Origin of the sequence: Luminiphilus sp. nBUS_16 (genome assembly GCF_051201645.1) — a bacterium.
Lineage (GTDB): Bacteria > Pseudomonadota > Gammaproteobacteria > Pseudomonadales > Halieaceae > Luminiphilus.
This window is the reverse complement of the sequence record NZ_CP179205.1, coordinates 294,079-317,466: the sequence shown is the minus strand read 5'-3', so window position 1 is coordinate 317,466 and position 23,388 is coordinate 294,079. Positions and strand designations below refer to the sequence as shown.

Annotated in this window: 17 protein-coding genes and 1 riboswitch; of the genes, 7 read left to right on the top strand and 10 right to left on the bottom strand. The window is 51.6% G+C overall.

Translation table 11 applies throughout. The annotated features are described in order from the left end of the window. Positions 1-88: 88 nt before the first annotated feature. The 3 genes from ACMAY6_RS01490 to ACMAY6_RS01480 all read right to left on the bottom strand — a co-directional run bounded on the left by ACMAY6_RS01490 (position 89) and on the right by ACMAY6_RS01480 (position 3,319). A complete protein-coding gene (locus ACMAY6_RS01490) occupies positions 89-1,288 on the bottom strand; it encodes an aromatic ring-hydroxylating oxygenase subunit alpha (RefSeq protein ID WP_435213831.1) in 1,200 nt (399 codons plus the stop codon). Between the two features lie 77 nt (positions 1,289-1,365). Next, entirely contained in the window at positions 1,366-2,553 is a 1,188-nt protein-coding gene (locus tag ACMAY6_RS01485; RefSeq protein WP_435213830.1) for an MFS transporter, read from the bottom strand. 58 nt (positions 2,554-2,611) lie between these two features. Next, entirely contained in the window at positions 2,612-3,319 is a 708-nt protein-coding gene (locus tag ACMAY6_RS01480; RefSeq protein WP_435213829.1) for a phytanoyl-CoA dioxygenase family protein, read from the bottom strand. Positions 3,320-4,104: 785 nt separating this feature from the next. On the opposite strand from ACMAY6_RS01480, the gene xrtH reads away from it, so the two are divergent. Together xrtH and ACMAY6_RS01470 are read left to right on the top strand one after the other, a co-directional pair. Continuing rightward, a complete protein-coding gene (gene xrtH / locus ACMAY6_RS01475; RefSeq protein ID WP_435213827.1) occupies positions 4,105-4,605 on the top strand; it encodes an exosortase H in 501 nt (166 codons plus the stop codon). After that, entirely contained in the window at positions 4,598-5,209 is a 612-nt protein-coding gene (locus ACMAY6_RS01470) for an exosortase H-associated membrane protein (RefSeq protein ID WP_435213825.1), read from the top strand. The genes xrtH and ACMAY6_RS01470 overlap by 8 nt, the downstream gene beginning before the upstream one ends. A 28-nt stretch (positions 5,210-5,237) precedes the next feature. Here the strand turns inward: ACMAY6_RS01470 and ACMAY6_RS01465 are convergent, their stop codons facing one another. The 3 genes from ACMAY6_RS01465 to gcvT all read right to left on the bottom strand — a co-directional run bounded on the left by ACMAY6_RS01465 (position 5,238) and on the right by gcvT (position 10,201). Then, positions 5,238-6,047 (bottom strand): SDR family oxidoreductase, encoded by an 810-nt coding sequence (locus ACMAY6_RS01465; protein ID WP_435213823.1) that lies wholly within the window; start codon positions 6,045-6,047, stop codon positions 5,238-5,240. 152 nt (positions 6,048-6,199) lie between these two features. Further along, positions 6,200-9,082, bottom strand: coding sequence for an aminomethyl-transferring glycine dehydrogenase (gcvP, locus tag ACMAY6_RS01460; RefSeq protein ID WP_435213822.1), 2,883 nt, complete (start codon positions 9,080-9,082; stop codon positions 6,200-6,202). A gap of 18 nt (positions 9,083-9,100) precedes the next feature. Then, a complete protein-coding gene (gcvT, locus tag ACMAY6_RS01455) occupies positions 9,101-10,201 on the bottom strand; it encodes a glycine cleavage system aminomethyltransferase GcvT (protein WP_435213820.1) in 1,101 nt (366 codons plus the stop codon). Between the two features lie 136 nt (positions 10,202-10,337). Then, positions 10,338-10,426, bottom strand: a riboswitch (glycine riboswitch). Positions 10,427-10,702: 276 nt separating this feature from the next. On the opposite strand from gcvT, the gene ACMAY6_RS01450 reads away from it, so the two are divergent. The 3 genes from ACMAY6_RS01450 to ACMAY6_RS01440 all read left to right on the top strand — a co-directional run bounded on the left by ACMAY6_RS01450 (position 10,703) and on the right by ACMAY6_RS01440 (position 13,609). Beyond that, the gene (locus tag ACMAY6_RS01450) at positions 10,703-11,116 is read left to right on the top strand and encodes a hypothetical protein (RefSeq protein ID WP_435213819.1); all 414 of its coding nucleotides are present in this window, start codon (positions 10,703-10,705) and stop codon (positions 11,114-11,116) included. A 213-nt stretch (positions 11,117-11,329) separates the two neighbouring features. After that, positions 11,330-12,469 (top strand): serine hydrolase domain-containing protein, encoded by a 1,140-nt coding sequence (locus ACMAY6_RS01445; protein ID WP_435213817.1) that lies wholly within the window; start codon positions 11,330-11,332, stop codon positions 12,467-12,469. 153 nt (positions 12,470-12,622) lie between these two features. After that, on the top strand, positions 12,623-13,609 hold the full coding sequence (locus tag ACMAY6_RS01440; protein ID WP_435213815.1) for an MBL fold metallo-hydrolase: 987 nt from the start codon (positions 12,623-12,625) through the stop codon (positions 13,607-13,609). Between the two features lie 308 nt (positions 13,610-13,917). Here the strand turns inward: ACMAY6_RS01440 and ACMAY6_RS01435 are convergent, their stop codons facing one another. Continuing rightward, positions 13,918-14,535 carry a hypothetical protein gene (locus ACMAY6_RS01435; RefSeq protein WP_435213814.1) on the bottom strand — a complete coding sequence of 206 codons (618 nt, stop codon included), beginning with the start codon at positions 14,533-14,535 and terminating at the stop codon, positions 13,918-13,920. A gap of 399 nt (positions 14,536-14,934) precedes the next feature. On the opposite strand from ACMAY6_RS01435, the gene ACMAY6_RS01430 reads away from it, so the two are divergent. Beyond that, a complete protein-coding gene (locus ACMAY6_RS01430) occupies positions 14,935-15,837 on the top strand; it encodes a LysR family transcriptional regulator (protein WP_435213812.1) in 903 nt (300 codons plus the stop codon). A gap of 106 nt (positions 15,838-15,943) precedes the next feature. On the opposite strand, the gene ACMAY6_RS01425 is transcribed toward ACMAY6_RS01430, so the two are convergent. From ACMAY6_RS01425 to ACMAY6_RS01415, 3 genes are all read right to left on the bottom strand, one after another. After that, a complete protein-coding gene (locus ACMAY6_RS01425) occupies positions 15,944-17,047 on the bottom strand; it encodes a zinc-dependent alcohol dehydrogenase family protein (protein ID WP_435213810.1) in 1,104 nt (367 codons plus the stop codon). A gap of 72 nt (positions 17,048-17,119) precedes the next feature. After that, positions 17,120-18,445 carry an NTP/NDP exchange transporter gene (locus ACMAY6_RS01420; protein ID WP_435213809.1) on the bottom strand — a complete coding sequence of 442 codons (1,326 nt, stop codon included), beginning with the start codon at positions 18,443-18,445 and terminating at the stop codon, positions 17,120-17,122. 379 nt (positions 18,446-18,824) lie between these two features. Next, positions 18,825-19,904 carry a DUF2855 family protein gene (locus tag ACMAY6_RS01415; RefSeq protein WP_435213807.1) on the bottom strand — a complete coding sequence of 360 codons (1,080 nt, stop codon included), beginning with the start codon at positions 19,902-19,904 and terminating at the stop codon, positions 18,825-18,827. 505 nt (positions 19,905-20,409) lie between these two features. Here ACMAY6_RS01415 and ACMAY6_RS01410 point away from each other — a divergent pair. Next, positions 20,410-22,839 carry a TonB-dependent receptor gene (locus ACMAY6_RS01410; RefSeq protein WP_435213805.1) on the top strand — a complete coding sequence of 810 codons (2,430 nt, stop codon included), beginning with the start codon at positions 20,410-20,412 and terminating at the stop codon, positions 22,837-22,839. The last annotated feature ends 549 nt before the right edge of the window (positions 22,840-23,388 follow it).

The following is a 23,388-nucleotide window of genomic DNA, read 5'->3' as shown; positions in this document are numbered from 1 at the left end:
CATCCGCTTTTGTCGCTAGCGCCCGACTGACCGAGCACCCTACCCCTAATGTGAACTGACGATAAATAACCTCAGTCGATTGACTGCGCTACTTCAGTCCTGCGTTTGTTTGATGAAGCGTTCCCCGCAATGGTGCCTCAGAGAGCCGCGTGACCGGGATAAGTTCGCGCACCCTCTCGTGAAAGCTATAAACCGAAGACTCCTCTTGGGCGAGGGGTCCCGGTTGATAACCCGTAGTGTTGACCCCTCGCTGAATACGCTCCACCAACATCTTGTCTTGGTCGTTCACTTCGTCAAGCAGCGCCAAATTAATGGTCTGCAGCTCTTTTTCTTCAGCCGATAAATTCGGTGGCGAATAGGTAGCGAGTTTGACCAAAGTTTTGTCAACGGCCAGAGGAAAAATCTGAAAGAGCGCAAAAAGGTCTGGGTAGTACTCAATGCCCATATTGGGGTCCAGAGCCAATTGCAGCCATTTGCGCCCCTTTCCGTCAGGGAAGCGGTGATCGGTGCAGGCAATCAGTTCTTGATACCGGCGCTCCTGAGGTACCTTCGAGAGCTTGTCACGCATGGCAAAGTAGCCGTAATTAAAACCGCCGCTGAACTCAACGCCCTCATCGGTGCTCTCCACCATGCGATGCAAACAAGGATGCCCAATAGGGATGTGATAATTCTCTTGGTAGTTGTCCCAAGCCAGCTTCCAGTTGCAATCCCAAACTTCAAAGGTCGGTTGCCGGTGTGGCTGGTAGGTTTCGGGCGCGTAGAGATCTATGCCTTCGCTAATCGCCCCGAGAGTGTCGTCAATACTAGCCCCACCCCCACACAAGTTGACGAAGACATGACCTCGGTAAATTTTTAATCGAACCTCTTGGAGTCCAAGAGTCGACTTATCCAGATCCGGGAAATTTTCAGCCTGTGTCACCCCACGCAGCGACCCGTCATTGCGGTAGGTCCAACCATGATAGGGGCACTGGATGGCATTGCCACAGTTGCCTTGACCATCCAATAGGCGCATCGCGCGATGACGACAAACATTGAGGAAAGCACGAATCACACGATCTTTGCCACACACTACAATCACACTATCGCGCCACATATCTAAAGTGATGAAGTCACCAGGCTGCTGCAAGTCACAGACGTGGCCAACCATTTGCCAGCTGTTCAGAAAGAACTCCTGATACTCCAGCTCCAGAAGCTCCTCGTTACCGTAGGTCCAAAGGGGTAGCGCATCGCCCACGCTTTCATAGCTAGGCAGGGGTTTCACTTCAACGGCGTCATTTCGATCAGACATGGCCAGAGACACTCTCGTTCGCTTCTAAAAGATTAGGTTGATCGGGCGCTATAAAAACTCTCAATGCTCCGGCCAGATTATCCGTCCAAACCCAGCTTGTCAGCTTTTCTACCCGTGTAGCAAAACAAGGTTATGCCTAGGGCACCTGAAGTGAAGACCCACAACGCCAGAGGGTTGTAGCCAAAGTGAGTGACGATCACCGTTGCGATAATGGGGCCAGGGGTTGAGGAGAAATTCCAAATAGCATCACCAGCCACAGCCCACCTACCCTCTTTATCGAGTGCCGACAGCGTTCCCGTAATGTATGGCATTGAGAAAGCATAGGAGAAATTCCATAAAAACAGCAGATAAATGTAATAGATCGGATCTTGCACGACCGTAAACATTGCTGCGCTGGTTATGTTCAGCCCTAAGCCGAATAACAAGGGCCTAAATTTCCCGAAGCGTGATCCCATCCATGCGGCTAAGCCACCGCCTAGCAATTCCAGAGAAAAAGACAATAAGTACAGCGAGCCCCTCTCATCACCCGCTAGCCCCGTTTTTTCACCTAACTTATCCATGTAAGTGAACACTGCATTTTGGCCAAGCTCATAAATAAACAAGCCCAACATGGCCAGAATTGCATACAGTCTGTAGGGGGCGTTACGAATTAATGCCCAGAAATCCACGCCAGAGGACGCCGCTTTGATGGGCGGATTAAGAAACCCATAGATCGGAATAGTCACTGCACAAAACACTGCAGAGCCAAGAAAAATTCCCGTTTCACCAAAGTTTTCAAGCCCTATAGGAACGAGCTTTCTGCCCACCGAAAAAACAAAAAGATAAAGCATGCCCGCTAAAGCAAAAACCCTTACTGGGTCTTTAGATCCTGCCGCTGATGCGGTCGCGGCACCAGTGACAATGCCGCCACCTACAGACACGACGCACCGATACACCATAAAAGTGCCGAGGTTGTCGGTAAAAGCGCAAGCTACACTGCCTACCGCCGCGATGGCTACGCCGAGTATTGCCATTTTTGTTCTGGAGTATTGAGTGACTGGAATTGCGGTCAACAACAAAGCCATGAAATAGGCGAAATTTTCTGCGCCGTAGACCACACCTATGTCGGTTTCCGCGGCACCAAATTTTGCCATCAAAGGAGAAAGCATTTGCGGCTGTAGGTACAAACCCCATAAACCGACGTTGTAGGCCGCAGCTACTGCGAGCGCACCAGGAATAACGGACCAAAAGCTTTCTGACTGAGGGCGCACCGCGAAATCACTCAATCTGTAGCGCTCACCAAGGTCTTCATGAGCAACCGAAGAAAAGTGCGATTATGCATACCTAAGCGGTTCTCTCTTCAATAACGTTCGATGTCGAAAACTGGTAGCGCATATTGCGATAAACACAAATATCAGTGATACCTTGAGGGGTGGTAGCCGATGCCGCCCTGAAATTAGTAGAGACTCGAGTTGTAGCTTTCACGGGCAACACACGATGCCAGGCATGGCCATGCAGCAGTACGAGGGTGCCCTTTCTGGGTTGGAGCACGACCTGACCCTTTAGCTGTCCCAAGGGGTCCCCAGCGGGAAGCAAACCCATTTTATGGGAGCCGGGCACTACAACAACCTGACCACCACTTTCGGCTTTAATGTCACTGGTATACACCAATCGGTTCAAATTAAATTGCTGTGGGTCTTCCGGAGGGCAATCCTGATGCCAAGCCTGTCCAGAGGAACCTCGCCCAGAAAACATGACCATGCATGATTGTTCATACCATCCCTCACCAAGGATCGCTTCGCTCAACCCCCGAAAATTTTTGTCGCTCTCAATTGCATCAAAATCGGACACGCCTTGCTGCTGAGGAAACCACGGTATGACGTCTGTCTGGGACTTGCTTAAAAACTCATCGTTGTGTTGAAACGCCGGAGTTTCGCCAAAGTGTGCGTGAATCAGGCGATCAATAGGCTCCATCAGCTTGTCGTCAAAAAAGCCATCGAGAACGATATAACCGTCGCGATCGAATTGTTGCCGTAGCGTCGACGCGGTCATTGAAATCCTTAGTTCTTTGAGGCACCAGACATTTGGCGCGGCTCAACCACACCACCCTTTTAGTTCGATTACGCATCGATATCAAGGTCAGACCGTCATTGCGCACCCAACAAAGGGTAGGCCTCATTAAGAAAAGACAGACAAAAAAAAGCCGTCCCGTTAGGTGGACGGCCAAAGCGCTCTTTTCTCTAAAATAAAACAACACGACCTGTGTGCCGTTTGGCAATGTGAGTCCATCTGACTGGACTCCACCACCGCTATGTTCACACATTTTAAGTCATTTGCATATAAAATTCCATTAGGCATTGCATAACGCAACTTTTAAGCAGGTTCAGTGATGCAGTGCTGGCCGCTAAGCATAGTGACGATGCGCTAACTACTTTGAGCGGTCTTTTCAACACCCTCAACACAGGGCGGCAAGCGGCAAGGCTCGGCTATTGATAAAAGAGCGCCTGCCTCAGCACATAGGTGTAAGGTCGCGCTAGTCCACAATCAAACACAGATAACGTCAGTGACGGCCCATGGGAGGGCGCTAACGCTTATCAAACTGTCGACCTAGATTTCGCATTAGCAGGCGTCCTTTCGAGCAATCCACTAAAACTTAGAGAGTATCTGCAGGCGGCCAACATCAGAGGTTTCAGTCAAGTGGCTCTAATAAGGGAATCGGCGGTACTGTGGCGGCTCATGACACAGCTCGCCGCCAAGCGTTTGTCGGACAGAATCACCAAGTGTTGCCAACTTTGCTCTGGTTGCTACACTCATCCGCCAGCAAGCGCAGAGTTTTTATGTTTAAGTTTTTACTGACTTTTTTGACCTGCCTGATGGTGCTCTTTACTGCTGAGTTACTGAATCCTGTACAAGCAGCGGTCATCCAGCCCTTTACCGCTGCCCTAGCGTGGGTGGCGGCGTCTGTCGTACTGCCCTTTGACGATACCGTTATCAGCAGTGGGCGGGTTTTGCGCGACTCCGTTTCAGGCTTCGCCGTTTCTATTGAGGCGGGCTGCAATGGTGTGGAGGCCTCAATTGTACTCATCGCCGGAGTTGTGGCTTTTCCCGCGACGTGGCGCCAGAGGGCCGCAGCGATAGTGCTCGGCTTTATCGCCATTCAGCTGCTTAATATCTTACGCATCATCAGCCTTTTTTACTTAGGTCAGTGGAATTTCGATATTTTTGAATGGACTCACCTGTATCTCTGGCCGGTTCTTATTATGCTCGATGTATTGCTGGTTTTTGCACTGTATCTTCGCTGGCTATCTCGGCCCGACCCAACACCGAAACATGCGTGATATCGCCCTCCGACAGCAGATACTAACTACCCTACTGCTGCTCTTCATAACGTTTGGTTTATGGGCAATCGCTGAGCCCCTGTTAGCGACGCCTGCAAAATGGCTGGCACATGCGCTGCTCACCCTCTGGTTACCCGATGTCATTGAGACAACAATCTTCGAGCCGGAAGCCTTATTAGTGGTCACAAACTTTACCGACATTAACGGCGTTATCAGGCTAGCCGTATCTAATGAAGATGGCCTCGCCCTTCGCCTAAACACCCGCCTTTTGTCCTACGGCCTACCTTTCTACGCAGCGCTGCTTTGGGGCTCTCGCATCGACAACCCTATCAACGCTTTTGCCTGGGGCTTGTTTCTGCTCTGGGCGGCCATGGCGCTGGGTTTAGCCGCCATGACTGCGAAAGATCTGATGCTAGTCGTTGGAGAGCCCTTTCTCACAATGGACTGGGTTCCGCCTCCGGCGGTCCTAGCCGTGAGCTATCAGTTTAGTGTTTTGCTGATGCCAACCGTAGCGCCAGTGCTGGTCTGGGTTCTGCAATTGAGGGGGTCACCCCTTTGGGAACAGCTTGAAAATCAGGTGGCAAAATCTCAGGGCAGCGCGTAAATCTGTCGACCGCACTGGTCAACCTGCACTACCAAGCAATTGATTGACCGTGTAGATCATAAAACTGGCCGTTATCAGTTTTTGATAAACCCGTGATTACTTTGACCAGCGCCCTCGCGCTTTCCTGCGTTGAATACGTGGCACTGTCATTTGTCATGTCGGTTCTTACCCAGCCAGGATGCAACACGACAAATATAAAACCCTGTTCTGAAAACTCATTCGACAGGGACCTATTAATGCTATTTAAGGCGGCCTTACTGGCACGATAACCAATCGCCCCGCCCGTATTTTGTTGAATGCTCCCCATACGGCTACTCATATTCGCGACAATTTTTCGCGAGCCCATCTTCATATTGGGGATTAGTGCTTGGGTAACTCTCAGTGCCCCTAGGCTATTTACGTTAAAAGTATGTTTTAACCTTTCAATGTCGAGATCCTCCAGTTCAGAGGTACTGTGCCCTCCGATGCCGGCGTTATTGACTAAAATATCTAACGATCGATTCTTGAGTTGGGACTTTAAAGATTCAACGCTCGCCGGGTCGGTGATATCTAACTGAAGAATCTCGACTCCAATTTTTTTGAGTTCGAGGGCTTCGTCCGGTTTACGCGCGGTGGGAATAACAGCAAAGCCCTGTTGGTGAAAATGACGAGCTAACGCCAAACCAATGCCACGATTAGCGCCTGTAATTAACACCGTAGACTGCAGCTCACCGGACGTTTGTCCTTCACTGAGCTCGGTGGCCATATCTATTTGACCTGAAGTGACGCCACTCAGGATCGTCACGCCCAACAGCACTGGCAACAAACGACAACTGAAATCCCGTATCCAGCTTTTCACAAAACCTTCCTCCACAACTGAGCCGCCAACTTTTTTACCTACATTTTCCCCATATAAAGCGCCCCAAGTCTAAGCGAATACTGCTGCATTCGCTCAGGCCTGAGGTCGGGAGCAGTAGACTTCTCGCAAAGAGGTTCCCAGAGCCTAAGGGGTTACTCCCCTGCGACTGCCAACTTGGAGTCCGCAGGATTTTCAAGCGTCTGCTCGTATTCATCTAGTGACGGGCAGGTACAGATGAAATGTCGGTCCCCATAAGCATTGTCTACTCGACTGACGGGGGACCAGTATTTATCGATGCGAAAACTTCCCGGCGGAAAACAACCCTCTTCACGGGTGTAAGGACGATCCCAATCTCCCATGAGCGAATTAACCGTGTGGGGCGCATGTTTAAGTGGGTTGTTATCAATCGCCATCTCACCCCGCTCAATTGTGGCGATCTCTTCTCTGATCGATTTCATCGCGGTGATGAAGCGGTCGAGTTCAGCCTTAGTTTCACTCTCAGTGGGCTCAATCATGAGGGTCCCTGCCACCGGCCAACTCATCGTCGGTGCGTGGAATCCGTTATCAATCAGGCGCTTTGCAATATCGTCTACTGTGACATTTGCGGACTCAACGAAAGGGCGAGTATCGAGAATACACTCGTGGGCAATACGCCCGCCCGAACCCTTGAAAAGAATGCCAAAGCCATCCTCGAGCTGTTTGGCAATGTAATTGGCGTTGAGAATAGCGACCCGAGTTGCCTGAGTAAGCCCCTCCCCACCCATCATCAATAAGTAAGCCCAAGAGATGGGGAGTATTGACGCCGACCCAAGGGGAGCAGCACTGACAGCACCGTCGCAGTCCATCTCTGAGTGACCGGGAAGATAAGGCGCCAAATGTGCTTTTACACCGATAGGACCCATACCGGGACCCCCGCCTCCATGGGGAATACAAAAGGTTTTATGTAAATTTAGGTGGCTCACGTCACCGCCAATATCACCCGGTCGGACCAAACCGACCATAGCGTTCATGTTGGCACCGTCGATATAAACCTGCCCGCCGTACTCATGCGTGATGTCGCAGATCTCCGTCACCGTCTCCTCAAAGACGCCGTGAGTAGACGGGTAGGTGATCATGCAGGCCGCAAGACGATCGCCAGCCGCCTGCGCCTTCGCGCGGAAATCGGCCACATCAACATCACCATTGGTAGCAGACCTGACAACAACAACGTCCAGACCCACCATCTGTGCTGAAGCCGGATTAGTGCCGTGGGCTGACACGGGAATCAGGCAAATATTGCGCTCACCCTCACCTCTGGCGCGATGATAGGCCCGAATCGTTAACAAGCCTGCGTATTCGCCTTGAGCACCTGAGTTGGGCTGGAGGCTCATAGCGTCGTAGCCGGTGATCTCACAAAGCTTAGCGCTAAGATCTTGGGTGAGTTCGGCGTAACCTTGCGTCTGATCTGCAGGAGCAAAAGGATGTATGTTGGCAAATTCGGGCCACGTTATGGGGAGCATTTCCGCGGCAGCATTGAGTTTCATCGTGCAGGAACCCAGCGGGATCATCGCCCTGTCTAAGGCGAGATCACGATCAGCTAGCCGTCGCATGTAGCGCATCATTTCTGTCTCAGCACGATTGAGATGGAATATAGGATGCGTTAAATACGGAGTCTGTCGAATAAGTTCATCGTCAAGTCGGTAATCAGGGGTGAGTTCGGCGTCTCTTTGATGAATGCCAAACGCGCGCCACAAACGCTCGATGACATGCACCAGCGTACTTTCGTCGAGAGAGATACCCACACGCGTGTCGCCTACTTTACGCAGGTTGATACGCTCGCGGCGGGCTGCGTCGATAATCGTGCCCTGAAACGCGCCAACTTCAACCGTGATCGTGTCAAAGAACGTCGCGGGCTCTACAGAAAAACCGTGAGCCTCCAGTCCGCGGGCCACACAGACGGTTTTGCAGTGCACGGTTTGGGCAATGGCTTTAAGTCCTTCTGGACCGTGAAAGACGGCATAAAAACTCGCAATATTGGCCAGCAGTGCCTGAGCGGTGCAAACGTTAGAAGTCGCCTTCTCGCGCCGAATGTGCTGCTCGCGAGTTTGCAGGGAAAGGCGGTAGGCTGTGTTGCCTTCGGCATCGATTGATACACCGACAATCCTCCCGGGCATGCTGCGCTTGTAAGCGGCTCTGCATGCCATATAGGCCGCTGAAGGGCCGCCACAACCCATGGGCACACCAAAGCGCTGAGTAGACCCCACGGCAATGTCGGCTCCCATGGCAGCGGGCTCTTTCAACAAGGTCAGTGCAAGAGGGTCGGCGACGATAACGGTAATCGCTTTAGCCGCCTGCAGCTGCTCGGCTTGTGGAGAGAAATCGCGAATATGTCCGTAAGTGCCGGGGTACTGAAAGATTCCCCCAAAAACTGTGCTGGCATCAAGTTCTTCTGGAGCACCAATAATGATATCGATATCGAGTGGCTCAGCACGGGTTTGCATCACGGCAATATTTTGTGGGTGACAGTTCTCGTCAATAAAAAAGCCGCGAGCTTTAGACTTGGCTACCCGCTGCGCCATAACCATCGCTTCCGCCGCTGCGGTTGCTTCGTCGAGCAGAGAGGCATTGGCGACTTCCAATCCCGTGAGGTCAGATACTACCGTCTGGAAATTTAGCAGGGCTTCTAGTCTGCCTTGAGAAATTTCAGGTTGGTAAGGGGTATAGGCCGTGTACCAGGCGGGATTCTCTAAAATGTTACGTTGAATCGCCGGTGGGCAGACCGTGCCATAAAAACCCTGGCCTATCATGGTGGTGAAGACCTTATTTTTAGCCGCCACCTGCCGCATTTTAAAAATCAATTCACGCTCTGACAGCGGCTCCTCGAAATTTAGCGGTTGGGCCTGCCGAAAGTTGGCGGGAATCGTTTGCTCAATCAGCTCGTCAAGATCACTGACACCCAACACCTCAAACATCTCAGCCATCTCACTGGGAGAGGGACCAATGTGTCGTCGGTTGGCAAAATCGTAGGGGTTGTAGTCTTCGGGCGTAAAAGCCATTGCGGTTGATTCCTTGTGTTAGCGCTTGTAATTGGGCTGGTGGAATAAGGGGGCGACCTGTTGTGCCTCGAGCCGTTTGCCGCGGACCTCACCAAAAATGGGTGCGCAAGGGTCTACTTCAGATTTGATCAGCGCCATCGCAATGGGGGCGCGATTAGATGGACTGAAACCCCCGGAGGTGATCACACCAATTGGCTCGCTGCCCTCAGGGGCGTCATACAGTACAACACCGTCGCGCATCGGCGCTCGACCCTGAGGCAACAAACCTATATGGCGCCTGGACGCGCCCCGATCGAGCTCACGTAAAATGCGATCCGCACCGAGAAATCCCCCGGGAGATTTTCCCGTCGCGCGTCTTGAACGATGAATCGCCCATGAGAGGCCTGCCTCGACAGGCGATATGTCTTCTGCCAGCTCGTGACCATAGAGCGGCATACCTGCCTCCATGCGAAGGCTGTCACGTGCGCCAAGGCCGCACAGTGCGACGTCTTCGTTTTGGAGCAGAGCATGGGTAAACCGTTCCGCAGCATTAATGGGTATGGAAATTTCAAACCCATCCTCTCCGGTGTAGCCTGAGCGAGAAATCCAAATTTCATGTTCCTGCCACTGCATCACCGCCACATCCATAAAACGCATGTGCGCAGCGTCAGGCATAAGGGCCATCGTGGCAGCCTCCGCACAAGGTCCTTGGAGCGCGAGCAACACTCGGTCATTAACCGGGGCAATGCCCTCAACATGGCGACTTAAATGCTCAAGGTCGGCATCGCGACGTGAGGCATTGACCACCAGCAAGAAGTCATCGGCACGCCGCGCAATCATAAGATCGTCTAAGACACCCCCGGACGTTGTGGTGAGCAAGCTGTAACACTGACGCCCAATTGGCAACGCGCGAATAGCTGTAGGTAGCAAAGTTTCTAAAGCATCGGCGGCCGACAGCGGAAGTTTAAGCTGCCCCATATGGCTGACATCAAACAAGCCCGCCTTTGTACGAGTGTGCAAATGTTCAGCCATCACGCCTGCCGTGTACTGCACCGGCATGTCATAGCCTGCAAAAGGCGCAAATTTCCCGCCTTCGGTTTGGTGCACAGCATGAAGCGGCAACTGCTTAAGATTGCTCATTGATTCCCCCGTGAACCGGGGTCATCCCGGCACCGATAACGCCTGCCCACTGCACGGCGTTCGATGCCCCCTCTGTCCTGTTGCCTGAGATCGTTATCCCGTCGGCGTGCGCTGGTGCGCCTCTCTCCAGAGTTTAAAATTCAGAAGGTCCTTTTGCCTGAGAGTTTACCGGGGCGGTTGCTCCTTCGGCACCGGCACGCAGCCGACTTCTTCCTTTCCGAACGGTCAGGATGATAACAAGGCAATAGCTTAACCCCAAGTGCCGGTGTGAGCATTAACAATAAAAGTGGCGGTTTGTAAGATTTTCATCAAGTGCCAAGTGGTATACAAAAATCGTCTTTTCCCCAAAGCGCACGGCGATTCAAACTAATCAGCACAGCACTGTAAATGAACTCAGGATTTCCCTGAAACGTTAGCTGCGTCTCAGACCGAACATTGCAATCGTGGGTTCAGAAGCATAGGGTATTTGGAGCACTTAATAATAATTACTGGGGGTTCAGAATGTCTGAAATAGAACTGTACGGTCTCATGGGAATGAATCGGTCAATTTTCTCTACGCTGTTTTTATGTGGCGTGTTAATGCCTTTGTGTGTCGTCGTAGTCGCTTATTTATTCAGAAACTTTTCCAGTGCTATCCGTGGTGCTGCAATGGTCTCTGCATTAATCGGCGTGGTCATGCTGACGTTCTTTACCATGGCGGCGCAAAATGCATTTTTCATGATGCTAACCACGCTGAGCGGTATGGCTGCAGAGGGCTCTGCGTCAGCAACACAAGTGCTGACATCAGGGAATATGCCGATTGGTGAGACGATTGACCCACCGGGTTGGATGATGGCGTTATCACTGGTTCAAATAGCGATTAATCTTTGCCTAACCGTCTATGTATTTTTGTTTGCGCGGTGGGATAAATCGTAAAGAGCGCGTTAATGGCGTTTTCTTCAAGGGGGCCTGAGCCCCCTTTTCTTTAGCGACGCCAACCGGTTTTTATTATTTTCTGCCAAACCACCAGCCCTACCTCGCGCCTACTGTTAGGAGTCAGCACTCACATTGCGTTGAGGAGCAGTTAATCACTGAAAGGCAATAGAGACGGATATCCTTTTTGCAAATAATCATGCATTGGAAACAAAGATGCTGAAACAGCTACTCGGGTTATTGATTGCGCTAAATTTCGCGGCCCTCACATGGAGCGCTGAGACTCCCAGCCTCTCAGCGGACGTTGATGCCATTTTCGCAGATTATAATGCTGCTGGTGTCCCGGGCTGCGCCATCGGCGTGATTCAAAACGGCGCTTATATTCATGCCAAAGGCTATGGGTCAGCAAATCTGGAGCATGGCATTCCTATTGGCAGCAACTCGGTTTTTCGCATCGGATCGGTTTCGAAGCAATTTACGGCAGCGGCAGTTGCCATTCTGGCAGATCGTGGAGTCCTAAGCTTAGATGCAGACATCCATCAATATTTGCCTGACCTCAAGGAATACAACGCCAAAGTTACCGTCCGGCAAATGATTCATCACCTTTCAGGCATGGGTGACTACGAAATGACAGGGGCCTATGAAATAGCACCGGGCAAAGCTTTCCGCTTCGGTAATGAAGACTACTGGACGATCGAAGAATTTTATCAGCGCGTTCGTAAGCAGCCGCTAGCCTCGACGCCTATGCAGCACTTTGAGTATTCAAACGTCGCCTATTTTTTACTAAGTCAGGTTATTGACCAGGTCAGCGGATTATCGCTTAGAGCGTTTGCAGAAAAAGAGCTATTTGGCCCCCTAAACATGACTGCGACATTCTTCAACGACAACGTTAATGGCGTTGTGCCCCATCGGGCAGATGGTTACACGCCAGTGACCACTGGCAGCTTCGAAATTCTCATGACCAATTTAGATTGGGTGGGGGATGGGGGCGTTTACACGACCTTAAATGATTTCATCAAATGGGATCAGGCGCTTATAACCGGCAATCTCCCTGGCGGTGTGGCGCTACGCGATTTACTGCTTGAGCCTCACCCCCTTACCAAGAAAACAATGACAAGTGTCCTTCTCGACGACGGCGCAGGCTATGGGTTTGGAATTGAGATTGGCCACTTTAAAGGGATACCCGCGCACGTTCACACCGGATCATGGGTAGGGTTTCGGGCTTTGTATGCCAGATTTCCAGAAAATAATATTTCAGTCATGGCATTTTGTAATCGTGATGATTTACTGCGGGAAGGGGATAAACGACGAGAGCTACTTGATCTTGTGACGTCGAAACTGCTTCACCGCAGGTAGCGTTGTTTTCAAATACACGGGCGTTGCAAAGTCGGCCGATCACCGCCCAATGAGCACTAACAGCGCACCGCAACGATTTAAAGGCCTGTTTACACTGGACATGCTAACAACTTCGTAACTCAGAAAGTCCGTAATAAAGCTCGAGGTGCAAATATGATGGATCGCAGAAGTGAATGCCGCTATACCCTTGCAGTCCCGCGCTGCGTTTGTCTGTTTTTGAGCATCGTTGCTTCCAGTATCGCCCTCGCAAACCCCTACAGAATTACGGTTCTAGCCACCAATATTTCCGATTACGGTGGCTTGGGCGAATGGAGTTTTTCGGCGGTGTTTGAGGGTCAGAAAGAATCGGTTTTGTTTGACACCGGCTTTAAGAGCGACACGGTATTACACAACGTCCTTCATTTGGGTGTCGATCTTGCAAGCGTCGAGAAGGTCGTTTTAAGCCATTTCCACAGCGATCATACCGGCGGCTTATTAGTGCTGCGGGATTATTTTTCTGGCTCTAACCCAAAAGCACTGAGCACCGTTTATGTGGCCAAGGGATTCTTTAATCAACGCCTAACCGCCACTGGCGTAGGCGTCGGGCCCGGTGCATTTACCTCTGCCCTAACATTCAGAAACGAAGCAGAAAAACGCGGCATCAACTTCATAGAAATCGAAAGCCCAACCGAAATAGCGCCAGCACTGTGGCTCACGGGACCCGTACCCAGAAAAATTGAAACCTATAACGGACCAAAGGGCCTTTTTATCGAGGTCGACGGACAGGCGACCCCCGATCTCATCATGGATGATCAGTCTCTGGGCTACCTGACACCGAAAGGCTGGTTGATGACCTCGGGCTGCGGCCATGCGGGTCTCATTAACACCGGAGAAGTTTTGCAGGAAATCAAGGACGCGCCGATTTATTCAATCGTCGGTGGCTTCCACCTCTGGCGCGCGAGTGATCAGGTCTTAAACCGAACGGCGGATTGGCTGGAAACAGCAGGCCTAGAACTCATGATGGGGGGACACTGCACCGGTATTGCTGCCGCCGAGACCATAGCTTCACAACTTGGCCTTCCCAGATCTCATATTTCTCATGCGGCGATCGGTTCGGTGCTTACAAAAAACTTGCAGATAATTCGCAGTTCTGTCGAATGAGCGTGGCCCTGCCCGCGGGGGGCAGTGCTGGTTTACAAGAGGGCACTATTGCACCGACTCCTGAGAATCTAACCAGCCCCACCTGCCTCATTCGACCTCGCTGCGTCTGTGCAGTTTATGAGAATTGGGGGGCCTTCCCCCTAAAAAGGTGCCCGCCAACCTCGCTATCGGCCCAAGCGGCGCAGCTCTGCTGCATTAATCGGCTCTCCGCAAACTCGATGTTCTAGCGTTCGGCCGTCAAACCAATGCCTTTAATCCAGTTATAAAAAAACCCGGCCAGGGCCGGGTTCTCTTTAAACGCGCTTAGATCAGATTTCTTTCAGTGACAGTACCAGTGCCTCGGTGAAGACCATCACTACTGAGTCTCCAAGGCGCACATCAGCAAGCTTGTCCAATTCGACACCGCCAACGGTATGCATGTGGCCACGCGAGTCTTTAATGGTGACATTACCTCTGCTGTCCATTGCCTCAATGGTGCAGACCGCGCGGATCATGCGTGCAGCACCAGCCGCAGTTACCGACGAATCGTCAGTTGTGTTGCCCATATCACCCATGACAACCCAAGGGTTAGCTTGCTCTTCAGCGGTAGGCACTCGGACTTCAGCTTCAATCGACACCACGTAATCCGCCACAATCCTATCGCCAACGGCAATCTTGCTCAGATTCACCCCGTCTTCACGGGCAGCCAAGGTCAGGAAATTTCCCGCTGGGCCAACGACAACAACTTCTCGTGTATCCATATTGACGGCGACAACCTCGCCCTCGATTTCGGCCACCATGGCTCGACCACCAGAAGCCCAAACCGTCCCAGCCTCGTTACCGTGCACAACAGTCTCGCCAGCTTCATGATGGCCAGCAAAAGCAGTAAGCGGCAGCAACGCAAGCGATGCGATGAGTGAAACAGGGAACAATCGTGAAAATTTCATGGTTCATATCCTCGTAATGAATTCTTAATATTGTCAGCGCGATCTGCGCTGCAGTTCAAAGAGTGCAAGACACTACCCTAACTGCCAATTTTCTCAAAGCTTTGCTAGACGATTTGTCACATATTACTAAAGCCCCGTTCACTGCCGCCTTAAGTTCCTATCCACATCTTTAACCCCAGCAAAGACAACACGCCCCGCGACATCTAAGCAACCACTATCCGTTAGCCGAGGGTCTAGATTGCTACAAACACTGACGGAAAACGCTGTGCCACCTTTGTTCGAACTAAGGTCTGTCGCCTGTCTGCGTTTAACTGAGAAATCCCCGCACTAAAGTGCGTAGTAATTGGGTTAATCTATTGCGCTGAGGGCAATAATAACGCCGTTATTTAGGGCACCAACATGGATCAATTAAGGGCCTTGCGCTACTTCAGCAAAGTGGTCGAAACCGGCAGTTTTACAAAAGCAGCTGCCACTTTTTCGGTTCCGGCCTCTTCGCTATCGCGACGTATCGCAGATCTTGAAAGGAGCCTTGGGGCGAACCTCTTAAAGCGCACCACCCGTGTTGTTCAAGTCACCGAGATTGGGCAGCTTTATTACACACAGGTGCAAGACGTATTGGCCCATTTAGAACGCAGTGATGAGTCGGTCAGGAGCTATCAAGCCTCGCCCAAGGGGTTTCTGCGGATTAGCACCATGGTGACCTTCGGTGAGAGAATCCTAATACCTCTTCTCGATGAGTTTAAAGCCCTCTATCCAGAGATCATTTTAGACCTGAGCTTCAGTGATGAGCTTTCTACGCTTTCGCGCGACGAGGTGGATATTGCCATTCGGGGCGGCTATGCCCCCAATGAGAGAGTCCAGGCCGTGCGCCTCATGGACAACGACTTTATCCCGGTCGCCTCTGCAGATTACCTCGCGTCAAACGGAACACCCAAACACGCGACCGACTTACGGGATCACCAAGGCCTTTTTTTTCGCACACCGAATGGCCCTCACCCCTGGATGTGTGAGGAAAATGGGCAATGGCTAGACGTGTCGGGAAAGGCCTTAACCATCTCAAACAATAGCACTTGGCTGCGTAGGGAGGCTGTTGCGGGACGCGGTATATGCATGACACCACGGTGGTCGGTGCAAGCCGATTTAGATAACGGCAAAGTGCAGGAGCTCATAATTAAGCCCAAAGTACGGGTCACCCAAAGTAAAGATCTGGCCATATACCTGCTGTATCAGAAGCAGCAGTATTCAGTGCCTAAGGTAAAGGTTGCCGTAGACTTTTTGGTCAGCCGTATTCAATCGCCTTGAGACTTAACCGGCTTACCACATAATGACTGATGCTTTTATTGGCAATGAGCATCGCCGGACTAAGGACGATGCTCACTGCGCACTGTACTCTTACTCGAGGGCTTTATTACTCAACGTTCGGCACAATAAGCACCTTGCCATTTCTACCGTCTTGCGCAGCCCGAGTAACTGCGGCTTTGATATCACCAACTGCAAAACGTGAGTCAACATCAGCCTTAAGAACACCCGTGGCAATCAAGGGAATAATTTTTCCAAAGGCTGCCTGCTTGGCTTCCATAGAAGCCGTCTCGTACCATTTTTGGAGCCAAAAACCTCGATTGCGGATATCTTTGAAAATGGTCATACCCGTATTTAGGCTTGCAGGTTTGCCTGAAAGCATACCGTAGGCCACGATAGTCCCGCTGTAACCGAGGCTGTTGGTCAGTCGGGTGTAAGTATCTCCCCCCACAGCGTCAAGTGCCAAAACGACAGGCTCACCACCCGTGGCACTAGCGATTTGATCGGCTAAATCCGGCCCATCAATTAACACCACATCGGCGCCCTTAGCCATGAGCTCTTCAGCAAGCCCCTCACGGCGGACCACATTGATCGTTTTGATACCGCGTTGCTTCGCGAGTTGAATTACGTAACCGCCAACAGCTGAGTTGGCAGCACTTTGCACAATCCATTGGCCCTCGTTGAGATCAACGAAGGAAGTCAGCATTAACAGTGCGGTAATCGGATTTACCGCCGACATACCCAGCTGTTCGATGACTGCTGGGGGAAGGTCACCCATACTGGGTAGCGGCAGAAAACCCGCTTCAGGAGCAACAACTTCATCTCTCCAGGTGCCGCCACTGACGATCAAAACAAGCTGCCCCACCTTCAAATAGTTCACCTCGGGAGTGACTTCGATAACGCGGCCCACTCCCTCACTACCGGGTTTAGCCGGTAAAACGGCATCCACACCGTACTGACCTGCAATCTGTAACAGGTTTGAAGGGTTAATTGGCGCGGCTAAAACGCTGACTCTTACATCGCCCGGTTTTAGGACTTGGGGGGCCTCCTCTTTGACATAGATTACGTCAGCCGGATTACCGATTTGATTGAACTCGGTGTATTTGAGCATTTTTGGTGTCGCGCTCGTGTGATCGCCATGACCATCTGCATAAGCTGTGATCGCGGCAACCAGACTTATCGTCAAGGTCATGATTATTGAAAAATACTTCATAGTTGCAGTCCGTTTTGTGTTTTAAAAATTTTTTGATTCATCGCAAATCAATAAGACGGTGAATTGCTTTTCTCACATTGAGTCGTCAGCTGGCTGAGCCTCTCCCTGCTCAAACCATCGTCCTAGGTAAATGCCCACAAGGGACCAAAGTGCCGCTATGCCGGCTCCGACCGCAGCAACGGCAGCTAGGCCCAAGCCCAACCCCTGAGTAAGACCGGTAAATAACCAAGCCATCAGCATATCCCCGCCACGATAGGCAACGATGTCGATAACGGGTTTCGCCTTAAAGCGGGCTTCTCTGTCGACCCTTGTGAACAGCACTTCACGGGCCGGTTTAGTGACCCCATAGTTACCGGCGCGCCGAATGACCTGTAAGGCCACGACTGCACCGAGAAATGGGGACACCGCCACAATGATAAGGCCCGCACAAATCAGCACCGGGATAAAAGCAATGGCTACGGGCATTCCAAATTTCCCGATGATTCGACCCGTTGCAAACAGACCCATGGCAATGGAAAGACCATTGACGGCCAAGTCCATTTGCGCCCATACCGCCGTTCGGTCGGCGCGGCTTAGCTCACTCAGTAAATTCTTTAACTCGAAGTAAACGAAAGAACTTATGCCTGTGTACAAAAAAATGAAGAACCCAATCGCCATAAGATACGGATTAGAAAAAAACAGCTTGAAGCCTGCCAGTGGATTACCCCCAATCTTAACCTCAGGCACTGCTGCCGCTAGACCCTCGTTATGCAGATCTGATGACTTAAGGGACTGTAAATAAAAAATAATTGGGATGGGCACGAGCAGCATGGCACTGGCCAACAACAGTAAATTATCTGTGCCAAGGGAGGCCGAAAAAAACGAGGGTATCGATGGCCCAATTAGGCCGCCCACACTAGCTCCCGCGGCGATAATGCCAAATAGCCTGCCGGCCTGCTCTTTACTGAACAGGTCTGACATAAAACTCCAAAACACCGAAATGTGAAAAAGGCTAAATACACTGACCCACACATAAAACGATTTATCGACCAGGGTTCGATCGTCCATGGTGGAAGCTAGTACGAAAAATGATAAGAACGTTAGCGCAAAGATGCCGTAAATAGCCGGCACCAGAAGCCGCAGCCGAAAATGCGAAACAAGCACGCCATACAGCGCGACCACCGCAGTGCTGATGAAAAAATTGAGCGTCCACAGCCAGCTCACCTCGGCGTCTGTCCAGTCGCTAGCCATCGCATCTCGTACGGGGCGCAAAATGTAGTAGGCAGACATTAGAACAACAACAAACAAAAACGAGCCCACTAAAGCTCTGACTTCATTCGCCTCAACGTCTGAGACTATTTTGAGCAGCTTGTATACGGGGTTGTCACGACTCGCATTCATTTTTTCGGTTGGGTTCAAATGCTTGTTGCTCCGTGGTGACACTGAACTGCCGGTTGATAACAGCCGCGAAAAGTTTTCAAAAAAGCAGGCACGCCGGAAGCAGGTGGCGGGATTACATCGCATTTATTGTTCCGCATACAGGGGGAACAAAGCATTACTTTATTGTCTTTATGACAATAGTTAAACGTGCTTCTAGCAGCTGCCGCAGGATTTACCACACAATTTGGCAGGTACAGTAATGACACACCCTTTAACAAATGGGGGACACAGCCGAACAGCCACTCCCAGGCTAGCACCGCGGTCTGCCATAATCCGCGGTCTGCCAAAGAGAGAGGAACTCGTACAACCGCGACGTGGTCACCCCACACCGCGTATAGACCTGACCCCAGCCTATGACTCAGTGTGGCGAGAATTTACAAATGATGCCTTCTGATGGATCCATAATTCCAGCGCAGACGTCGGTATACAACGCTCCCAAAGCTTCAACACTATCGACCTCGTTGAGTTTAAGCCAGATCACAGCCTTAGCCGATGCGCGCTCGAGAAAACCCTGCAGTCGTCGATTAAACTCACCAGGGCCCAAGGCTTTCGTGCGCTCTATGATGTAGGTAGGCGCAAAGAACATCTCGTGCCGCTCCTGTGGCGCCCCACCGCTACCACGGGCTTTGTCCCAATGGGTCAAACCCACGCTGATGTAATAATTCAGTTCATCCGCAAAGTGCTCGCGCAATTTTTCTGCAGTCTCGCCACTGCCCGCCATGTCGATAACCACTGCCGATGAATTCGACAGCGAGTCGATGGCGTCATAAGCGACAACCTGGTCGTAGACACCAAGCCCCTCCACAAAAGCAACGTTTTGCGGTGAGGTTAATCCCACAACCTTTGATGATTGATCACTTTCAGCCAGTGCTTCGGCCAAACCAATGCTGGTTTTACTCGAGGCACTCACAATGACCACCTGCTGGGCGCCGTAGCACTGATTCACTGCGAGCTGGTCAGCGATAGCGTAGCCAGTCATATACAAAGGCCCAAGCAATGCCTGAAGGCGCCCAGCCAAACCCCCACCCTGACCTTTGGCAATGCGCTGATACTGGTTATACAGAACAGGTAATGACTGTCGGTGCGCCGTACCGTCAATTAACAGGCTAGAACTGACGTTGGTCGGTGCGATCACCAATTCACCCGAGGGCTGAAAATAGCCATATAGCCGCTCGCCCACCAAAACCTCATCGCAACGGGACTCTATGACGTCGGCAAATCCCCATACGGGAATCACGCCGTATCCATCGTCGGGGACAACTGGGAAGAAATTCCAATAGCCCAGCATGTCACCGGCAACGGCATAGGTAAGATTATTGGCGGTAAATGCAAAAAAATCGATGGCGAGTCGAACCTCGCCTTCGACTAACACTGGTTTGGTTTGCTCCTGCCCCCGCCACTCGGTAAATGCCTGTCTGTTCACTTCAAATCGTTGCATGGGTCGTGACTGCCTCCTGGCTGTAATGTAGCTTGACCATAATTCACCCGATCTTTTACTGCCGAGTCAATCGCCTAGCGGTACGTTTGGGTGCATAGCTCTATAGTCTACATCACCGTTTTCGCAATCGCCCTGTCCATCTCCAGCAAGCACTCCAGTTACCCAAGCTAGTTATCCGAATGAGCCGCCGGATGGGAGGGCGTCTGCTTGCCATTTCCTTACTCAAAGAGGCTCGGGGCGTCTTTAACGTTGACCGTATTTCAGTGGTTAACAAATGGGCAATCTGAGACTTTGAGGTTTCGTGACCGATGCGTAATTAAAGTCGTAGATGGTCGGCATTTAATAGTCGAGCCTGAGCATTCTCAAAATCTTGGTAAACCAAGGCGATTTCGGCAAAACAAGTTCTTCCCCCATCTTATTGGCTGCAAGATTCACATTGACCACTTCATCAGCTTTAAAGAGAATGCGCGCCGTTTAAACAAACTTCAAACATAGGTATCCGTTCATGTCGGTAGTATCATCTGTAAAGTCGTTCCGCAAAGCGCTTCCGCAAGCCGTTGCGGCCGCAGCATTGACTCTTCCTGCGGCGCTCCCTGCCCTGGCCCAAAGTTCCGGTATGCTTGAGGAGGTTGTGGTAACAGCCGCAAAGCGCCAGCAAACCTTGCAAGAAGTGCCTATCGCAGTTTCCGTTGTGTCCTCTGAGACCATCGAGCAAGCACAGGTTCTAGACATCAAAGACCTGCAAACACTAGTACCTAGCCTGCGCGTCACTCAGCTGCAGGGCAGCGCCCAAACTAACTTCATCATTCGCGGATTTGGTAACGGCGCAAACAATGCCGGTATCGAGCCATCTGTGGGTGTTTTCATCGACGGCGTCTATCGCTCGCGAGTAGGCAGCGCACTGGCTGACCTCCCCAAGCTTGAGCGCATCGAAGTTTTGCGTGGCCCACAAAGCACACTTTTCGGCAAAAATGCATCCGCCGGCGTTATCAGCGTCACGACGGCTAAGCCCGACCTTGATGGCTTCAGCGGCTCAGTGGGCGCAACGGTAGGTAACTACAACCAAACCATTATTCGTGGCGACGTCACGGGCCCATTGTCAGAAAATGTGGCTTTTAGTCTGTTCGGCAGCATGAACGAGCGCGATGGCTATTTTGACAATTTGGAACTGGGCACCGACTCTAACGAGCTGGACCGCTGGAACTTCCGTGGCCAGCTGCTGTGGAGCCCCACTGACCGTTTAGAAATGCGCCTGATCGTTGATGCAGAAGAAATCGATGAGGTGTGTTGTGGTGTTGCCAACCTAGTCGATGGCCCTACTGGCGGTATCGTGCGATTACTCGGCGGTGACTTGATTTCCAATGACGCCTTCGCCTACGCCAACTACCTTGATTTTGACCCAAGGAACGAGATTGAGACTCAGGGCACCTCGCTGCACGTCGACTACGATTTTGACAGCTTCACTCTGACCTCGATCTCAGCCTACAGAACTCTTGATCAGTTCCAATCAGGCGATGTTGATTTCACCAGCGCACGGCTGATTTTGCCTGAAGCGGCAGATTTCAGAGGCACCAAGATCGACACCTTTACCCAAGAGCTGCGTTTGACCTCTGCAGGCAGTGGACCATTGCAATGGATGGCTGGCGCCTTCTACTTCAACGAAGAAGTCGAGCAAGATGAGACCTTTGGCCTCGGTGCTGATTTCCGTTCCTACGTAGACTTCCTTACCGGAGGCGCCCTTGGCGCCGTCGAGGCTGCTCTGGGATTCCCTGCGGGCACGTTCTACGCGACAGGCACGGGTAATCAGTCAGAGAAGTACACGCTTGACGATGAAACCCTATCGCTATTCGCACAGGTCGATTACGACCTGACCGACGCCTTGACGCTTACAGCGGGTGTGAACTACACCCAGTCAGAGAAAGACGCCAGTGCTGAGGTAATCAGTGACAACCTATTTGGCGCGTTGCCACTCGACGCATTTGGCCTGGGCGCGCTGAAAGCTGCACAATTTTTGCCGCCAGTCGTCGGGTTCCCGAACTCCGTGGAAGACGGCAAGAGTGACGACAGCGATACCACTTATACGCTGCGCTTGTCTTATGACTTGACCCCTGACATGAATGTCTATGGCGGTGTGAGCACCGGATTCAAAGCGTCATCATGGAACCTGTCTCAGGACACCGGTCCTGTTCCCGCTGACGTAGCCGCCCTGCTAGCAAACGGCGATCCTGCCCTGCCAAACGTTGGCTTCGGACCCGGCGCGGCAAACTTCGCCGTGGGTACGCGTCGTGCCGACCCCGAAGAGTCACTGGTCTACGAAGTGGGTCTGAAAGGTCAGTGGGACACCGTGTCACTGAACTTGGCTATCTTCATGCAAGAAATCGACGGCTTCCAGTCTAACGTCTTCTCTGGCACCGGCTTTAATTTGGCCAACGCCGGTAAGCAGTCTACCGATGGCGTAGAGGTCGATGTCACCTGGTTGCCTGTTGACGGTCTCCGCATTGGGTTTGCGGCCACGTGGCTGGATCCACTTTACGACTCATTCCAAGGCGCAGTAGGTCCTAACGGACCCATGGACTTGTCGGGTCAACAGCCTTCAGGGATCCCAGAGCTGTCAACTAACACGAATATTACCTACAACTTCGAATTACTTGGCGCTTACTCATACGTACGCCTAGAGCACGTTTACGAAGAAGAAGTGCAGGTTGCCGACAACATTCCCATGTCAATCGCTGCGCGGGAAGTCAACATGTTCAATGCTAGTGCTGGTATGAGCTGGGACAACGGTTTGGAGTTCAACCTTTGGGGTCGCAACCTCAATGACGATGAGTACCTGCTGTCAGCCTTCCCATCGGTAGCACAGGCGGGAAGCTTCAGTGGCTACCCCAACCAGCCCGCAACCTACGGATTAACTGTGAAGTACAACTTCGGACAGTAAACCGGGGTAAAAGAAAAAAGGCGCTCTTATGAGCGCCTTTTTTTTGCCCGCTCAGCTACTAAACCCAAAAAATCAATTGCTTGCGCAGACCCAACATGACTTTGAGGGTGGGCGTTTTTTTGTAGGGCGATCTGCGGACTCAAACTGGCACTTTACCGCGGCAAAAAATCATCAGGATACTGTTGACGCCTTACAACTTTCACGCCAATGAAAAGCAATCCACCGAACACTTTTTCCCTGCCCCCTTTCCCTTTTTAAGAGCCAAGTCGTAACCTCGAACTTGAGGTTAGAACCAACAACTTTGGCTCCAGCAATAGTTGGCACTAGTTCACCTCTTCAATTCACTCGTAGGTTCGTGGAATCTGCGCGAATCTGTTATCCTTCGCGCCGGCTTTTCGAATCTATTACTTTCTGCGACCCACACGTTGTGCGCCTGCTGCTCAATATTGAGCAGGCAATGGTCAAAGTCCTACTGAACACCTGACACGAGTCGATTCGAGACATAACCCATCAACAGTCATCGCGAAGACAAGATACGCAATGGGTGCA

What these genes read in the sequence shown, in the direction of transcription:
- gcvP (WP_435213822.1), bottom strand. Translation starts at nt 9,082, where the DNA reads ATGGCTTTTACGCCCGAAGACTACAACCCCTACGATTTTGCCAACCGA.
- ACMAY6_RS01480 (WP_435213829.1), bottom strand. Translation starts at nt 3,319, where the DNA reads ATGACCGCGTCGACGCTACGGCAACAATTCGATCGCGACGGTTATATC.
- ACMAY6_RS01430 (WP_435213812.1), top strand. Translation starts at nt 14,935, where the DNA reads ATGGATCAATTAAGGGCCTTGCGCTACTTCAGCAAAGTGGTCGAAACC.
- gcvT (WP_435213820.1), bottom strand. Translation starts at nt 10,201, where the DNA reads ATGAGCAATCTTAAGCAGTTGCCGCTTCATGCTGTGCACCAAACCGAA.
- ACMAY6_RS01445 (WP_435213817.1), top strand. Translation starts at nt 11,330, where the DNA reads ATGCTGAAACAGCTACTCGGGTTATTGATTGCGCTAAATTTCGCGGCC.
- xrtH (WP_435213827.1), top strand. Translation starts at nt 4,105, where the DNA reads ATGTTTAAGTTTTTACTGACTTTTTTGACCTGCCTGATGGTGCTCTTT.
- ACMAY6_RS01435 (WP_435213814.1), bottom strand. Translation starts at nt 14,535, where the DNA reads ATGAAATTTTCACGATTGTTCCCTGTTTCACTCATCGCATCGCTTGCG.
- ACMAY6_RS01410 (WP_435213805.1), top strand. Translation starts at nt 20,410, where the DNA reads ATGTCGGTAGTATCATCTGTAAAGTCGTTCCGCAAAGCGCTTCCGCAA.
- ACMAY6_RS01440 (WP_435213815.1), top strand. Translation starts at nt 12,623, where the DNA reads ATGATGGATCGCAGAAGTGAATGCCGCTATACCCTTGCAGTCCCGCGC.
- ACMAY6_RS01425 (WP_435213810.1), bottom strand. Translation starts at nt 17,047, where the DNA reads ATGAAGTATTTTTCAATAATCATGACCTTGACGATAAGTCTGGTTGCC.
- ACMAY6_RS01450 (WP_435213819.1), top strand. Translation starts at nt 10,703, where the DNA reads ATGTCTGAAATAGAACTGTACGGTCTCATGGGAATGAATCGGTCAATT.
- ACMAY6_RS01490 (WP_435213831.1), bottom strand. Translation starts at nt 1,288, where the DNA reads ATGTCTGATCGAAATGACGCCGTTGAAGTGAAACCCCTGCCTAGCTAT.
- ACMAY6_RS01470 (WP_435213825.1), top strand. Translation starts at nt 4,598, where the DNA reads ATGCGTGATATCGCCCTCCGACAGCAGATACTAACTACCCTACTGCTG.
- ACMAY6_RS01415 (WP_435213807.1), bottom strand. Translation starts at nt 19,904, where the DNA reads ATGCAACGATTTGAAGTGAACAGACAGGCATTTACCGAGTGGCGGGGG.